The following is a 15,734-nucleotide window of genomic DNA, read 5'->3' on the forward strand; positions in this document are numbered from 1 at the left end:
CATTCATGCAAAAAGACGATATCAGACTTGCACTACAACTAATGAAACAAGAGCTAAAAGTTTCCTGGTTTAGCTTCATTGGGTTATTTCTCTACTTTTCCCTATTTTCTATACTGTTCTATACAGGATTTAGCGCCCAAGGAGCGAGATTTGTTGGTTTAGATTTATTCTTCATCATGCTATTTGTTTTTGGCCCAATATGGTTTAAAGCAAAAGGGCTACAATTTCAAAAAATCAGCAGCAGTACATGGGCTTCACCCACCGTTGTATTAGCACTTAGCTTACCTATTCAAAAACAAGTTATTGTGATTAAATCTATACTCATGTACTTATTAAGCTCACTTCCATATCAACTTTATATGTTCGTTGCACTTTATCTCATTAGTCCTACTATTAGAGACATGATGGAAATAGATGCCTATATATCACTAACTATCATTTGGCTTTCATTTGGAATATACACAGGATTGGGTGTACTCATTATCGATATAGGTTCTAATACGAACGTAAGCAAGTTAACTACTTTTTTATCTATACTGCTTCTATTAGGTGTTATTTTACTCATCTTTTACTTTCCATTCTTCTTTACTTACGGGGTAGTGGAATGGACAATCATTATTGCCAATAAGTGGCCTTTTCTATCTGCAATCATTTCTATTATCGCGGCAGTAGTTGGCTTCAATTACTGGAAGAGCAAAATGATAAAACAATTTAAACAGGTCGATTTTCTCTAACGGAAAGGAGTGTAGCAATGGATCTTCCTATCAAGATTTCAAAGGATTCTAGGGAGCCCATCTATCACCAAATCGTCAATCAGTTTAAAGCATTGATTGCAGGTGGTCATTTGGCAAGAGGAACCCCTCTTCCCTCTATTCGTGCCCTGTCGAAAGATTTAGAGATCAGTATTATCACAACCCGAAGAGCCTATCAGGATTTGGAAGTTCAAGGTTTTATTAAGACGCTTCAAGGAAAAGGTACATTCGTTGCAGATATATCAGAGGATCTAAAGGAAGAAGTAAAAGTAACTTCTGTTCATAACATTTTAGAAAATGCGGTAGAAACTGCACTAAGCTATGATTACACCCTTGAACAGGTAAAGGCGATTTTCCTCGAAATATTACAAGCAAAAGAGAAAGGGGACAGCTAGCATGGATCCATTACTTTACATTGAAAATCTAGAAAAGGATGTTGACGATTTCCATCTTGGTCCAGTCAATTTAACCATTGAACCTGGTACGATTACCGCGCTTATTGGGAATAATGGCTCTGGTAAAAGTACACTTCTAAAATTAATTATGAATTTAGCCCAGCCTGAAATGGGTAATATCAAAGTTAACAACTTATTGGTTCATGGAAATAATGAATCTTGGAAAAAACTCATCGCCTATCAGCCACAAACGATTATTGGCTGGGATCCCTTTACCGGGAATGCGTTAAAGGAAATGATAGCGCCACTCTATCCAAATTGGGATGAAACTCTTTTTCAGAAGATGGTAGACTTATTTAACATCCCGCTTCATAAAAAGTTTGGAAAGCTATCTCAGGGAGTACAGCAGAAGTTAAACCTAGCTCTGACTATCCCTAGAAATACACCACTACTAATATTAGATGAGCCAACGTCCTATATGGATATCCCATCTAAAAAAATATTAATTGATTTATTAGTGGATTGGATGGAAGCTGGAGATCGCTCCATTATTATTGCTAGTCATCAAATTGATGATATTCGGAAACTTTCCGATTACTTATTCGTATTACATGACGGGGAAGTAATTGGTCACTTTGAAAAAGAGGAGCTAATGGAAAGGTATGCCCGATATTGGATTAGTGAACCATTACCAGAAGCACCTATTCCTGGTGAGGTATCAAGAGAAGGAAATGTACTGCTTTCCGAAAATCCTGAGGCGACAGAAAGCTACTTAGAAGCGAATAACACGCGATGGAATAATCGAAGTTCGCTCGAAATGGATGATGTTATTACCCTGTTATTAAATACTACGACAACGCTATAGGAGGAATACGACATGGAAGTCATGCTTACGGTTGAAGGTTTAAAAAAATCCTTCAAAGACAAACAGGCTTTAAAAGGAATTTCTTTTGAAGTTCGAAAAGGTGAAATCATGGCCATCTTAGGGCCAAACGGTGCAGGTAAGTCTACAACAATCAGAAATATTATGGGAATTATGTATCCAGATGAAGGGTCCATCACCTTCCATAATCATCAAGGTAAAGAAATTCCACGAAACAAAATTGGCTATCTTCCCGAGGAACGTGGTCTATATAAAAATGTAAAAGTAATGGATATTCTATTGTACCTTGCAGATTTAAAAGATTACCCACTGGATAAAGCAAAAGAACGTATACTTATGTATCTTGAAAAATTTGACTTAGCCGGTAAAGAAAAAGTCTCTGTTGAGGAATTATCAAAGGGTATGGGACAAAAAGTCCAATTTATTGGTTCGATTCTTCATGAACCAGAACTTCTCATTCTAGATGAGCCATTTTCTGGGTTGGACCCTGTTAGTCAGGAATTATTCAAGGATGAGATTCGTAGTTTAGCAGATAAAGGGACAGCTATTCTACTATCCTCTCACCAAATGAACCTAGTAGAGGAAATGTGCGACCGCTTATTTATGATTCAAAACGGTCAAAAGGTAATTTACGGTACATTAGACGAAGTAAAAACGAAATATGCAAACTTTAAATGTACAATTCGTGGAAAAAACAATTTATCTGAACTTGAAAGTATTCCACAAGTTCAGCGTGTTGAAGATAAAGATGAAACTTCTATTTTATATCTTGATCAGGATGTAGAACCTACGTCATGGCTGAAGAGTTTACCAGAACACCTCAATATAAGTGAACTAAAAATTAACCGAATATCATTACATGAAATATTTATTGATATCGCAACGAACAAGAACTTAATCCAGGAAGCAGGTGATTTAGATGCGTAATTCAATGAAAATAGCAAAATGGGAAATTAAACGTAATCTAAAGAACAAATCATTCGTTATTGGTTTATTTCTAACCCCGTTATTAATTCTAGGTTTTGGGTTTTTAGGTAGTTTATTTGATTCGGATGATGAACCTGCAGAGACTACAGTATTTGTAAATGACCAACTTGAGAGTTTTGATATGCTTGCACAGACAGTTGATCAATTTGAGTTAGATTGGGTATTAAATCGAACCGAACTGACAGAGACTGATATCCAAGATGAATTGGAAAATGGTGAAAATGTAGCCTATATCTTTTTAACTCCTGAAGCAATGGAAAGTGGTGTGATTCCCGTTTATACTACGGATGAAATCCCTTCTAGCTTCAGTGCTCAAGTACAGCTTTTAAGTGGTCCACTGCAACAAATTCGAATTGCTCAGTTAGACTTAACCGAAGAAGAAATTGCCATTATCTCTTCTGGTGTTGTTTTTGAAGAAACTGCTGCTGAAGATTATGGTGCTACAGTTGAACAATCTGCTGTTGTTGAGAACCCATTAGAGAAGTTAGTTCCCGGTATTTTCGCAGGAATCATTCTCTTTGCTATTGTAGTTACAGGGATGATGATTTTCCAAAGTGCATCCCAGGAGAAAAAAGATAAAATTGCAGAGATTATTTTATCATCGGTTACACCTGGAGAATTAATGAATGGTAAAATTCTCGGTTATTTCGTTCTTGGTATTATTCAAGTGCTCGTATTATTGATCTTTGTCGTACCATTTGCTGCAATCAAGATTGACGAACCTGTTATTGAGTACTTACTCGTACCAGAAACATTGTTACTTGTCTTAATTGCTGTCCTTGGTTATTTATTATTTGCTGCTATTTTCGTTGGTATCGGCGCTACGATGGCTGATATGTCCACAAGTGGCAACTTCCAAGGGTTGGTTATGATGCTTCCATTCTTATCCTTTGTTTTAATAGGACCAGTGTTAAGCAGTCCAGATGGAATCGTTGCTAAGGTTGCGTCTTATGTTCCGTTTACATCCCCAGGTGTTCTTATTATGCGACTAACCGCCTTAGATGAATGGCCTTGGATTGAGATAATCATTGCTTTGGCAGTTCTAATCATCAGTATTGTGTTATTTATGAAGCTTGCTGGAAAGATCTTTAAAGTTGGGATTCTAATGTACGGTAAGAATGCTACACCGGGTGAGATTTGGAAGTGGATCCGCTCGTAAGCTAAAATTGCATTGACAACATCATAAAAATATAAAACTCCGAACTAATATCTAATAGCGAAAGCTGAATACTAGTTCGGAGTTTTATTATAGTTCATATTCCCATTCATCTCTTGCGATTAAATAAAGCGTTAGTAGGATATTTTCGAGTTCCATTCCATTTTTACCTGTTGGATCGATACCTACTTTTGGCAATAATTTTACTGCTAACTGGTTGGTAAGGTTGACTCGTTCTGTTACTTTTACATTTAAGAACTTCCTACTGTATGTTCGCAGTAGTGTCCATTCTGTTTTACCCAATGAACGTAATGCCCAATCTTCTAGTTGCAATTTTTCCTTTGTTAACCCACGTCTATTAATCTCTTTATCTATCTTTGATGTCCCTTCCTTTTTGGCCCCACGTTCATGGACAACAATGGTACCTGCAACAATATCTCCAAGTCGTTTATGCTTGGAATGGAAGAATACAAATACCATACCTAAGAAATAGCTTGTTGGAAGCATGTCTATAATACGTAGCAGATTACGTACAAGGCTAGATAATAATGTTATACTGTGACCATTGTCTTGAATCACTCGAATTCCTACTAGCTTTTTACCAAGTGTTTTTCCCCCGAAGAAATATTCCGCTACAAAGAAATAACCCCAATTAATCACAAAAACTATCGCAATGGCAATTGCTATCGGCACAAATGAATCGGCTAGATAAAATATATCCGAGAAATTGGCGATAATAAATATGAGGTAGATGACTAGATTGGCTACCAGTAATAAAAGCTGATCAACAATCATTGCTGCACCTCGACTACCTAACCCTGCAATCTCATACTGAAGGGAAACAAACTCCGGTGTTTTAATTTCTACTTGGTTTTGGTTCATAATTGGTCCCCCCTTGCTTATCGTTTTACTATTCTTTAAACTAATATATAACGAACAACCTTGGAAAGAAGGTTATATAATTTGGACATTAAACAATTTATTAAACTCCATCGTGAAGATTGGAAACAGCTAGAAAACTATATTCGTCTCATAAGTAAAAGTAGAAAAAATGTTACGAGTAAAAATATTGCTGAATTTGATCGCCTATACCAGAAAGCTAGCCAACATCTTTCTTATAGTCAAACATACTTTCCCAATGAAGACGTCACATTCTATATTAATGAACTCGTAGGAAAATCTCACAATCTACTATATAAAAATCAAGTTACTAGCGGTAAACAAATTCGAGACTTTTTCTCCAAGAGATTTATTGGTTTACTATTGGAACAATGGAAGTTTATCGTTGTATCAGCCCTGTTATTTTTTGCTGGTGGTCTTGCTGGATTTCTCGCTGTTGCAGATGATCCACTTCATATTTATTCCATTTTACCAGCTGACATTTCTCAAGGCGTTGATCCAGAGCGACTTGGTGAAGGTCATGATTCCATTGACTCATCGCTAATGTCAGCTGAAATCATGACCAATAATATTCAAGTAGCTATCCTTGCCTTCGCTAGTGGGATAACTTTTGGGATATTAACCATCTATTTACTAGTATTTAACGGCCTTTTGGTGGGAGCATTAGCTGGTCTGTTTTGGCATTATGGTATGACGTATGAGTTCTGGGCTTACATCGTACCACACGGAATGATTGAGTTAACTGCCATCTTTATTGCAGGCGGGGCCGGACTCATCATGGGATATAGGCTCTTTGTTCCTGGACCTTATTCAAGGATCTATCAGCTCAAATACCATGGAAAACGATCTGTTCTACTATTCCTCGGGACTGTTCCGTTATTTGTGATTGCCGGTATAATTGAAGGTTTTATTACACCTGCAGCTATCTCACTCGAAGCCAAATACATTGTGGCTGGAATTACTGTTATCGGTATGATAGCCTACATTGCGCTTGGAAAAGTACTATTGGACCAAAAGAAATCTAAAGTAAGCCTTGATTCATAACTTGAACATAATGGGAGACGGCCTCTGTTGCAAGCCGTTCTTCCTTGGCTTCCACCATCAAAAATCCTCTTTTTTCCCATTTTACTTTTTGCCGCTTCTTATAAATAAGCTGTTGCTGTGCTACCCCTTTGACCATTGCTAGATTAACATCATCCGGATCAATCTTTGCCCGCTTAGCTACCAGCTCATCTTCTATCGTTAGCAATAGAAATAAATGACGTTTTTTAATTCCTTCAAAATAGGACAACGTTTTATCCTCTTGCAGGAAGGTTTGGATGTCACTAAATAACAAAATGAAACTACGCTTTTTCTGAACGGCTTGTAAATAGTTTAGTGCTTGAAGGTAATTAGATTCTGAAGCATCTACCTTTAAATTGTAAACCGCATCGAGAATCTTCTGTAACTGTGCCATTCCTTTATCAGGTGGAACAAATACAGAAACATTCTTCGAAAAAGCAATTACACCAACATAATCACCATTACCGAGTGCAGCAGCCGCAACCGTAATGGATGCCTCTAACGCCTTTTCTAAACGATTAGCTTCTTTCAATTCCGCGCCCATCATGCGTCCACAATCAATCAGAAGCATGACATGCTTTCCGTGCTCTGGTTCAAATTCGTTCGTCATAACGGATTGCATTTTTGCAGTTTGGCGCCAGTTAATTTTCCTTGGATCATCTCCGACAACATAATTACGTATTTGCGAAAACTCTCCAACCCCCGTTTTTCGCTTTCGGATTTTCATTCCTTCATGGAGAAGATAGGTTTGCGCGTCCTCCAAATACTTTTTCGTTTCGGTTAAATCAGGAATAACTTTAACTTCATCTACTATTTCCGTTGCTGTCTGCTTCTGCCATAGGCCAAGTCGACTCGTATAACGTGCATAAACTTTATTTAGACGATACTGCCCGCGAACAGGGGCAATCAAATTGTAGGTCATTCGGGTCGTACTTCCACCCGAAAGGACACTCTGTAATGGAAAATCCGCATGAAAAGACTGAGGAGTACCATCTATCAAAGTTAGTTTACAGTTATAGTCTGATGTATTTTGTACATCCATATGAACCGCATACGTAATCCCACGCTCCAATTGAGTTTGCATGGTCCGTTTCACTTGTAGTTGGCTTCGCTTTGGTGTAAATAATAAATCTATTAAACTAACAACCAAGATACTTCCGTTTAAAACGAAAACGGAAGTCCAGGTAATCCCTACAAACGTTAGCATTGTAATAGCTAAAGATACCAACAAGTAGCCGATTAAGAACTTCTTCGTTGGTACAATTCCCCTATCTTGGAACAGGAACCGAGCCCACAAGCTCTTCAATAACTTGGTCAATGTTCACTCCCTCCAATTCCATATGAGGGGATAATTGGATTCGGTGTCGCAATGCTGGTTTTGCAATCATTTTAACATCATCAGGTGTTACATAGTCTCTTTCGGATAGATAAGCCCAGGATCTTGCGGCCTTGCCTAATGCGATCGCAGCACGAGTACTCGCTCCAAAACGAATGGAGTCCGTTTCTCTTGTACGACGAACTATCTGCATAATATAGGCTACTACCTCTTCACTTAGTGTAACCGCCTCTATTTCTCTACGAATCGAAAGGAATGTATCCATATCCATGACAGACTGTATATCTTCTAGAAATTGTTTATTCTCTAGGACATTCTTTAATACATTTGTTTCCTCTTCCAACGTTGGAAACTGAATATGTAGCTTTAAAAGGAATCGGTCTTGCTGTGCTTCTGGTAGTGGGTATGTCCCTTCAAATTCAATCGGATTTTGTGTAGCAACAACAAAGAATACATCTGGAAGTGGATACGTTTCTCCTTGTATCGTCACTTGCTTTTCTTCCATCGCCTCCAGTAGTGCAGCCTGTGTCTTTGCTGGAGTACGGTTAATTTCATCAGCTAACAAGACGTTAGCGAAAATAGGGCCCTTCAATGTTTCAAAAGCATTATCCTTCATATTGTAAATCGTACTACCAGTAATATCACTTGGCAGTAAATCGGGCGTAAACTGAATACGGTTAAATCCCCCCCCTAACAGATTCGCCAGAGACTTTACCATTTGGGTTTTACCAGTTCCAGGGACACCTTCTAATAAGACATGTCCTCCTGACAATATGGCAGATAATAATAACCGTAGATTCGTAGATTGGCCAAGAATCCGCTTTTCATAGTTTTCCATTAAGGATGTTAATTCGGCTCTCATCCTTGCTCCACCTCTTTCTGTAAACGATCAATTCGTTTTGTCCATAATAAATATTCTTGCTTGGATAAGTTTTCTTTGGTGGTTACTGTTTCTATCTCATGAAGAAATAATAATAGCTCATCATCTTTTATGTTCGATAACTTCGTAGAAAGAGGCTCCATCAAATCTTTCCATTCCGTTTGGTAGGATATTCCCCATTTTTCTCTCAAGAGAAGTCTTAAGTATTCTGCTTGATGGGCCAATGATTCCCTGTAAACTTTACCTTTTTTATACCATTCAGCTAATGCTGTTATACGCTCATCACTATACCTGACATACTCTTCTCTCGGGGTCCTAATTGGCCCGAATCGCTTCCCTTTATAAAGTAACCATAATAGCGTAAGGAAGATGAGCTGTAGACAGGTTACCAGTAGCCACATTGGATATATTTCTATAAGACTTTTTGATGAAGTAGACTGATGTAAGTATTCATCGAACCAAATCGTTTTCCAAGCTTCTTCTTCCATTAAGCTATGTATTACATCTAGATTACCCTGTTCTAAAATATACTCATTCGTTATCCAATCTGGTGAATTGACGGCAATTAGCTGCCCCTTACCAAACTCTTGTTTAATCGCAATTACTCCATCATCATCTTCGTATACTATTTGCGATTCTGCATCTGGTACAATTCTCATTGGTGAAAGCATGGTTACCTTATATTCTTTTCTTAAAGAATCATATATTGTTGTGGTCCCTTCTTCTCCCGGCATCCCATACTCCGTACTAAGTCCAAACATACCCTCTAGGTTCTGTTTCAATAGGAGCACCGTATTGCCTGCTTCCATAAACGCGATATAGTCATTCATCGTAGCTTGCTCGGAAAATAGATCTGGTTCAACCATAATGAGTAGCTGCTGGTTTTCTATCTCCAGACTAGTAGGCGCTTCTTCCAATCGTTTAACAGCACCTATTTCCTCTTCTAAATACGTATAAAAACCTTTCACCCCTGTTGGTGATGGTGATGTTGAAATATATGGAGGATATTCCTCTAATTCTTTCGAGCCAAGAACGAAACTAAGAGCAATAAAAATGATTAACAAAACAAAGAGCCAGACCCATGTCTTTTTTATAGATTTCTGCAATACTGAGTCACTCCTTTAGCCTTCAACCTTGTCATTTTCTAGTTGCTCCTCAATCCAGCGCATAACAGCTGTTTTATAAGATACATATAATTCACTTCCAACCGTTTGCTCCCCGTATACAACATCTTCAAAACTGCGCGCTAACTGATAAAAGCTTTCTGCCCGCTCTTTCTGCAACTTTTTCAGTTCCTCATAATACTCCCAGTTCGTTTTCCATATCCTCGCCTCAACAAACCCTCTTTGATGAAAATGTAGCAGTAAAGCTAGGAACATATGGCGAATTGCCAATTGATAGCTCCCCTTTTGTTCTAGCTTGTTCGCTTCTACTAAATGTTCACGGTATGTCCAATCCTTCTCATGATTATGATAAAGTGGCTCACTGTCTTGAAATTCGCGTTTCCTTCGGTAGTTCCGGACTAAGAAGTAAATAGCCAGTACAACCAACACGATTACCACTATAACCATAATTATAACTAGTCCTGAGGCAAGTCCATTAGATGGTTCTAACGAATTAAAAATCGATGCGATTAATTCTTGAAACCATTCCACAACCGAATCCCACCATTTTTCTAGAAAGTTCCGGTTATCCTCATAATATATCTGATATTCACGCTCGTTTAATATATCCTCTATTTTATCTCTTGCTTGATCCAAATCTGTCATTTTCATCACCTTAATTAGGGATTATTGAATAGGAGTTTCATAGTTATCAATCATGTCCATTAAGTCATCTCCATCATTGCGTAGCTTCAAGTCAAAATAGATTAAAGCATAGCCAACAGAGAAAAACATCGTTGCAATGATAGTAATGATATTTAATAGAATGGTATATAACACACTATAACCAAGTAATGCAGTAAACAATAACTCAAACACCGTACTAATGATAATCACGATAAGACCAATGACTACAATTAACCCGAACGTCCGCCAAAAGTTCCTTCTTGTTAAGTTCCAGCTTCTTCCAAGTCCTGGTGCACAACGCTCAAACACTACCGCCGGTAAGTAAAGACCCCATCTAGTGAGTAAAAATGCAATAACACTTGCTACCGCTAAGAATAATACGATTCCAAAGAATATACCTACGATCGGATTTATCATGACGGTGACAGCAACGACTCCTGAGATAAGAAGCGTCGGGAAAAATATGAGTCCGAAAACTATAACACCAAAGAGTAAAGAACTAGCGAATATTGGCCAAAAACGACTAAATGCTTTTTTAATCACAGAGCCAGCTGTATACTCTTCTTTTCTTCTTTGCGCATCAATTGCTAAAATGATAGCTGCTTGTGCGATTGGATATAAAACAATCGTACCAAGTCCGACGATCATTTCACCTAAACTTTCTCCAAGCGTCGGCGTTGCATAAATCGATTCATCTATCGTATTGGTGAGTTGCTCAAAGAAAGAACCACCATTTGCTACATCTCGAAAAAGGCCATATCCGCCAATGAGCGATACAAGCGCATCTAATAAGATAAGTGGGCCAACAACAATTAGCATAATCATGAAAAACGTAGAAAAGTTATTTTTGCTTAGTCGGAAAGTCTGATCTAACACTGCCCCGAAGCTTTTTGGTTTTGAAAAATATTCTTCCATGTAAATCCCCCTAAAATTAAATAAAATTCTCTATATACAATCTATTTTATCACTATACGATTATATTTCGAGGATTAGTTACAAACGACTGGTAAAATAGTATTTTAACAAAAGAAAAAACGAAATAATCGCTCCAATCCTGCACCGGAAATATACATCGATTTTACTTCTCACAGGAGCCTACGTATATTTCCGTCGCTAAATTGTGCAACATTCGTCTTTAGATAAACACTTATGCTATTGTCCCAGACCCTTCGTTATTGCGCTGTATATCCTCCATCAAGCACAACCGCTTGGCCTGTAACACCTTTTGCTTTGTCGCTAGCTAGAAATAGTGCGTAGTTGGCAATTTCTTCTACTTCTAATAATCGCTTTTGCGGGACTAGTGGGTAGATTACTTCCTCTAGAACTTGCTCCAACTCGATATTTCTTGTTTTCGCTAGATCCCCTAGCTGATTTCGAACTAGCGGTGTGTCGACATATCCTGGACAAATGGCATTCACCGTAATCCCATGTTCTGCACCTTCTAACGCACTAACCTTCGTTAATCCAATTAAACCATGTTTTGCACTATTATAAGCAGCCTTTCCAGCAAAACCAACTAGACCATTGATCGAAGCCATATTGATGATTCTACCATCTCCTTGCTTTTTCATTTGTGGAATCACAAGCTTCGTCGCAATAAATGGACCAACTAGCATAATCTTCGTCATCTTTTCAAACGTCTCAGTAGGAAATGTTTCAATAGGCGAGATATGCTGCATTCCAGCATTATTAATCAAAACATCTAACCGTCCATACTTTTCTAATGTATGATTTATTGCTGACTCAATATCTTCCTCTTTCGTTACATCACAAGTAAAGCCTGATACCTCTAGTCCACTCTCTTTTAAATCCTTCACTGCCTCCTCTAGCTTTTCCGTATTCATGTCGGTAAGCATTACTTTTGCACCACTGGAAGCAAATTCCTTTCCAATTGCATAGCCAATTCCACTTGCCGCACCCGTAATAAAAACAACTTTATTGTCAACCATCGCTATTCCTCCTACGTAAGTCTCATCTTTACCAATTCGACAGCTCCCCACAAAATCCTGCTAAATCAACTGGTAAAAAAATGTCTGTTTAAATTTTAGCTTTTAAGGAAAATCTTACAGTGGAATACTATTTTAAGGAGTCTCACATGAACGATATAAAACGTCTATCAATACTAACAACATTGTTATTCTTTTTACCCATTGCTTTCGCTGCTGCACACGCTAAATCAGGAAGCACCTATGAAGTGAATACGGATTGGTTAACGGTACATAATGCACCTTCTAACACATCTAAAATTGTTGGAAAACTAAAACGTGGAAACAAAGTAACGATTTTTCAATCAAAAGATGGTTGGTTTCAAACATACGTTAATGGCGAAAAAGCTTGGATTACATCACAACATCTTATCCCTGTTAGTGAAAAAGAGGCTTTTCTAACAGAAGGGTTATTATCTGGCTATACGATTGTTATTGACCCAGGGCACGGTGGTAAAGACCCAGGTGCAATCGGGCAAGATGGAGTGTTAGAAAAGGACCTCATCTTAGATACCTCGATTAAAATTGCAAAGCAACTAGAGGAATCTGGTGCGAATGTCATTTTAACGAGAGCAGACGACTCTTTTGTTTCGCTACAAGATCGTGTGTTAGTTAGTAATGAAAGTGAAGCAGATGCCTTTATTAGTATTCACTTTAATGCTTTTGATGCGGATTATGTTGGTGGGATCAATACGTATTATCATCATAATGGAAAAAGATTAGCTCACGAAATTCAACAAGCACTTGCTGAAGAAGTTTCGTTACGGAATCGCGGAGTCATTCAAAGTAGTTATCGCGTAATTCGAGATAATCAATCTCCTGCTGTATTAATTGAGTTAGGGTTTATTACGAATACGACAGAATTAGTGACACTACAATCTGAAAACTATCAGGATCAAGTCGCTCGAGCGATTACCATTGCTTTGATTACTTATTTTTGGGATTCGCCACATGAATAAGGTTGGGACAAAGTATTTATACCAAGGGTAAATCTGAACATTAACAATAAGTGCATATAACACGCCCCGGAAATATACTGCGCTTTCCGCGGGCGGCTGGTGAGCCTCCTCGCTCGTCCCGAGCTGCGGGGTCTCACCGATGCCTTTCCTCCCGCAGGAGTCTCCGTATATTTCCGGGGCTAGTGTAGTTAACTATTCATCATAAATCTTTGTTTTGCCTATTTCCCAACTTCATTGTTTATCTTTAACCGGTATATGTATTTTCAATCTAGGTGGTTCATTTATGGGGTGGTAATCAGCTGAGTATATTTCTAGATGCTCAAGATTAATTTCATCATTTACAGTCAAGTTGTTTTCTGTTATCCAATGATAGACTTTCGAGTAAGAGTCACCAACATTTTCTTCTGGTGCATGATCATAGGATGCATAGGTTAACGTTGGAACACTTATCAATTCCATCCCTTCAGGGGCTTGAACTTGATCTAGTACCTTACAACAAAGGTAATATGTAAATCCTTCTTTCGTTACATCATAGGAGACACCTAATATAGATGTCTTGTCTGTGCCTTCCGGAAGCTTATCCAAGCTCTCACGAAATTGTTGCATTAGTACTTTAATTTCACCTGCATGTGCTTGTTGAAAAGTCCCCTGCCAACGGACACCAATCGCCTTAAAGGCATCTACCTTTACTTTTGATATTCCCATATTCTCCTCCTTGTATCGTCTGTCAATCTTATATTAGAGAATATTGGGAAAAAATTCAATTCTTTGCATAAATTAACCCAAGAATAACATTGAATTGTATTGTTTCTACTTGATATCCCTTTCCCTCCAACCAATCAACTAGTGTTGATTTATTCGCATAATACTCATCTAGAATACAATCAATAGCTAGTTGGTTACCTGCTTTTTCGAAGTTCTTCAACACCCTTTTGCGATGCTTGTCATCCTCAAACATTAAATCCGCTATGCAAATTTGTCCATTTGGTTTGAGGACACGATCCATTTCCTCTAGAGCAAGGAGTTTTTCATCGTCTGTAAGGTGGTGCAAAGCATAGCTAGATACGATTGCATCTGCAGAAAGGTCTAATAAAGGTAGTGCTAAAAAGTGTCCTTTACGTGTTTCTATTTCGGGATGCTTTTCTTTACATTTCATCAGCATATTTTCAGACTGGTCTACTCCAATGACCTTTTGACCTTCTGATAAGAATTGAGAACCAAGATTACCTGTTCCAATCCCAATATCAACAACAGTATCACCAGTTTGAAGCCGTACTTTTTCCTTTACTTTAGCAAGCGCCTCATCATATCCCTCATGCACATTAAAGACATGGCCTTCTTTCTTAATGTTTTCATCATAATCGATTGCTTGTGCATCAAAATTCCAGCGGTCTTGCCATTTTCTCCGTACGCCTTTTAAGTTTTTTAGATGACTGGCAAGGTGGTGGATTTCCTCAAAGGAATTTGATTTAGATTGGGAAAGCATCTGGTCAATGGTCTCAATCATATCGCGCATTTCGATCCATTGTTCAAATAATGCGGAACGTTGAATATCTAGGTATTGATTGCTTGTTAAATTTGGATTTTCTAAGATGGATTTAATGTCACTTACTGATATCCCAATCTCTCGCAGGGCTAATATCGTACTTATTCGATACAGATCGTTTTCCGAGAAATAACGATATTGATTCGTTTCATCTTTTGTAGGTTCAATTAACCCCTTTTGCTCATAGAAGCGAATTGTCTTTGGTGTTGTATTCAAGTATTTTGCAGCTTCATTAATTTTCATAGGTACAACTCCTCCTTACCTTAACTATAAACGTTACCCTTAGGGGAAGGTAAAGTGCTTTTTTTAATTTATTTTATAGCTCTGTTATAATGTTAGCGAATGCTGCAAAGTGAGGGATTATGGTGAACGAACAGATACAAGAAATTATACATACACAACAAAAACGATTTGGGCTAGAGAACTATGTGCTAAAACGGGAACATATTTTTATGGAAAAAGATGTCGCTAATCAAACGAATTATATTCTTTCCTTGGAATGGTATCCCGTTGATCAAGCAAACGACGATGGTGATTACAATCCGGATGGAACAGCGGTCTTAGAAATCAATCTTCACACGAAAGAGCTGAAACGTATTATTTTTGTAAATGATATTTCATTTGCAACTGAAGGCATATTCCCCGCTCCAGAGATAGAGACCGTCATCGAATGGGTAGAGGAAACGACAGGTATGAAGGGTAATGTTCTTTTAATTGGCGTACCGCTTTAATAGCGTCATATTTATTGAAATAATCACCTTTCCAGTTGTTTGATGGTAACTGTCCGTTCTGGACCATCTCTTGGACCTTGTACCAGTACGCATCTTTTTGCTTTTGCTTAGCGAGGAAGTAATTAAACACAAATCGGCTACAACCAATCGTCTTATTGATTAGCTCGATTTGTTTTTGATTAGGAAAAATACGAAATTTATACGCTTTTTTAACTAACATGGACTCACCTCACTAGCAAGGAACGTATGTTCTAATCATATCACAACAATATGTTTTTTGGCTATAGCCAATTGACATTCATCTCCCCCTTATCGCTGGTCTAAAGACCTTCTCGCGATGGAAGAGGGAGTCTTCTGTCAAATAATGATAAA

Annotated in this window: 18 protein-coding genes; 8 read left to right on the top strand and 10 right to left on the bottom strand. The window is 38.0% G+C overall.

Features of this window, described 5'->3' with window-relative positions; all coding sequences use genetic code 11:
- Nucleotides 1-5 precede the first annotated feature (5 nt).
- From TE34_RS06015 to TE34_RS06035, 5 genes are read left to right on the top strand one after another with little or no spacing between them, the layout of a single operon-like run.
- Entirely contained in the window at nucleotides 6-734 is a 729-nt protein-coding gene (locus tag TE34_RS06015) for a hypothetical protein (RefSeq protein WP_047983920.1), read from the top strand.
- A 17-nt stretch (nucleotides 735-751) separates the two neighbouring features.
- A complete protein-coding gene (locus TE34_RS06020; RefSeq protein WP_047983921.1) occupies nucleotides 752-1,147 on the top strand; it encodes a GntR family transcriptional regulator in 396 nt (131 codons plus the stop codon).
- Between the two features lies 1 nt (nucleotide 1,148).
- Nucleotides 1,149-2,012 carry an ATP-binding cassette domain-containing protein gene (locus TE34_RS06025; RefSeq protein WP_047983922.1) on the top strand — a complete coding sequence of 288 codons (864 nt, stop codon included), beginning with the start codon at nucleotides 1,149-1,151 and terminating at the stop codon, nucleotides 2,010-2,012.
- A 12-nt stretch (nucleotides 2,013-2,024) separates the two neighbouring features.
- Nucleotides 2,025-2,957, top strand: a complete 933-nt coding sequence (locus tag TE34_RS06030; RefSeq protein ID WP_047983923.1) for an ABC transporter ATP-binding protein — start codon at nucleotides 2,025-2,027, stop codon at nucleotides 2,955-2,957.
- The gene (locus tag TE34_RS06035) at nucleotides 2,950-4,176 is read left to right on the top strand and encodes an ABC transporter permease (protein ID WP_047983924.1); all 1,227 of its coding nucleotides are present in this window, start codon (nucleotides 2,950-2,952) and stop codon (nucleotides 4,174-4,176) included. Before TE34_RS06030 ends, TE34_RS06035 begins: the two co-directional genes overlap by 8 nt.
- Before the next feature lie 87 nt (nucleotides 4,177-4,263).
- On the opposite strand, the gene TE34_RS06040 is transcribed toward TE34_RS06035, so the two are convergent.
- On the bottom strand, nucleotides 4,264-5,055 hold the full coding sequence (locus tag TE34_RS06040) for an RDD family protein (protein WP_047983925.1): 792 nt from the start codon (nucleotides 5,053-5,055) through the stop codon (nucleotides 4,264-4,266).
- Between the two features lie 81 nt (nucleotides 5,056-5,136).
- Between TE34_RS06040 and TE34_RS06045 the strand changes: the two genes are divergently transcribed.
- Nucleotides 5,137-6,117 carry a stage II sporulation protein M gene (locus TE34_RS06045; protein WP_047983926.1) on the top strand — a complete coding sequence of 327 codons (981 nt, stop codon included), beginning with the start codon at nucleotides 5,137-5,139 and terminating at the stop codon, nucleotides 6,115-6,117.
- Here the strand turns inward: TE34_RS06045 and TE34_RS06050 are convergent.
- The 6 genes from TE34_RS06050 to TE34_RS06075 all read right to left on the bottom strand — a co-directional run bounded on the left by TE34_RS06050 (nucleotide 6,095) and on the right by TE34_RS06075 (nucleotide 12,090).
- Nucleotides 6,095-7,453 (bottom strand): DUF58 domain-containing protein, encoded by a 1,359-nt coding sequence (locus TE34_RS06050; protein ID WP_047983927.1) that lies wholly within the window; start codon nucleotides 7,451-7,453, stop codon nucleotides 6,095-6,097. The two genes, TE34_RS06045 and TE34_RS06050, sit on opposite strands and share 23 nt — an antisense overlap.
- Complete coding sequence (locus TE34_RS06055) at nucleotides 7,404-8,333, bottom strand: AAA family ATPase (RefSeq protein ID WP_047983928.1); 930 nt, start codon at nucleotides 8,331-8,333, stop codon at nucleotides 7,404-7,406. The genes TE34_RS06050 and TE34_RS06055 overlap by 50 nt, the downstream gene beginning before the upstream one ends.
- Entirely contained in the window at nucleotides 8,330-9,457 is a 1,128-nt protein-coding gene (locus tag TE34_RS06060) for a DUF4350 domain-containing protein (protein ID WP_047983929.1), read from the bottom strand. Before TE34_RS06060 ends, TE34_RS06055 begins: the two co-directional genes overlap by 4 nt.
- Nucleotides 9,458-9,472: 15 nt before the next feature.
- The gene (locus tag TE34_RS06065; RefSeq protein ID WP_047983930.1) at nucleotides 9,473-10,120 is read right to left on the bottom strand and encodes a DUF4129 domain-containing protein; all 648 of its coding nucleotides are present in this window, start codon (nucleotides 10,118-10,120) and stop codon (nucleotides 9,473-9,475) included.
- Nucleotides 10,121-10,141: 21 nt separating this feature from the next.
- The gene (locus TE34_RS06070; protein WP_047983931.1) at nucleotides 10,142-11,056 is read right to left on the bottom strand and encodes a hypothetical protein; all 915 of its coding nucleotides are present in this window, start codon (nucleotides 11,054-11,056) and stop codon (nucleotides 10,142-10,144) included.
- A 257-nt stretch (nucleotides 11,057-11,313) separates the two neighbouring features.
- Nucleotides 11,314-12,090, bottom strand: a complete 777-nt coding sequence (locus TE34_RS06075; RefSeq protein WP_047983932.1) for a 3-hydroxybutyrate dehydrogenase — start codon at nucleotides 12,088-12,090, stop codon at nucleotides 11,314-11,316.
- Nucleotides 12,091-12,236: 146 nt separating this feature from the next.
- Between TE34_RS06075 and TE34_RS06080 the strand changes: the two genes are divergently transcribed.
- On the top strand, nucleotides 12,237-13,085 hold the full coding sequence (locus TE34_RS06080; protein WP_053074981.1) for an N-acetylmuramoyl-L-alanine amidase: 849 nt from the start codon (nucleotides 12,237-12,239) through the stop codon (nucleotides 13,083-13,085).
- A gap of 231 nt (nucleotides 13,086-13,316) precedes the next feature.
- On the opposite strand, the gene TE34_RS06085 is transcribed toward TE34_RS06080, so the two are convergent.
- Nucleotides 13,317-13,790, bottom strand: a complete 474-nt coding sequence (locus tag TE34_RS06085) for a GyrI-like domain-containing protein (RefSeq protein ID WP_053074982.1) — start codon at nucleotides 13,788-13,790, stop codon at nucleotides 13,317-13,319.
- A 55-nt stretch (nucleotides 13,791-13,845) separates the two neighbouring features.
- Nucleotides 13,846-14,874 carry a MerR family transcriptional regulator gene (locus TE34_RS06090; protein ID WP_047983933.1) on the bottom strand — a complete coding sequence of 343 codons (1,029 nt, stop codon included), beginning with the start codon at nucleotides 14,872-14,874 and terminating at the stop codon, nucleotides 13,846-13,848.
- Nucleotides 14,875-14,996: 122 nt separating this feature from the next.
- Between TE34_RS06090 and TE34_RS06095 the strand changes: the two genes are divergently transcribed.
- On the top strand, nucleotides 14,997-15,362 hold the full coding sequence (locus TE34_RS06095) for a hypothetical protein (RefSeq protein WP_157037590.1): 366 nt from the start codon (nucleotides 14,997-14,999) through the stop codon (nucleotides 15,360-15,362).
- Here the strand turns inward: TE34_RS06095 and TE34_RS20585 are convergent.
- Complete coding sequence (locus tag TE34_RS20585; protein WP_236687110.1) at nucleotides 15,295-15,582, bottom strand: helix-turn-helix domain-containing protein; 288 nt, start codon at nucleotides 15,580-15,582, stop codon at nucleotides 15,295-15,297. The two genes, TE34_RS06095 and TE34_RS20585, sit on opposite strands and share 68 nt — an antisense overlap.
- Nucleotides 15,583-15,734 lie beyond the last annotated feature (152 nt).

Source organism: Ornithinibacillus californiensis (assembly GCF_001038485.1).
Lineage (GTDB): Bacteria > Bacillota > Bacilli > Bacillales > Amphibacillaceae > Ornithinibacillus > Ornithinibacillus californiensis.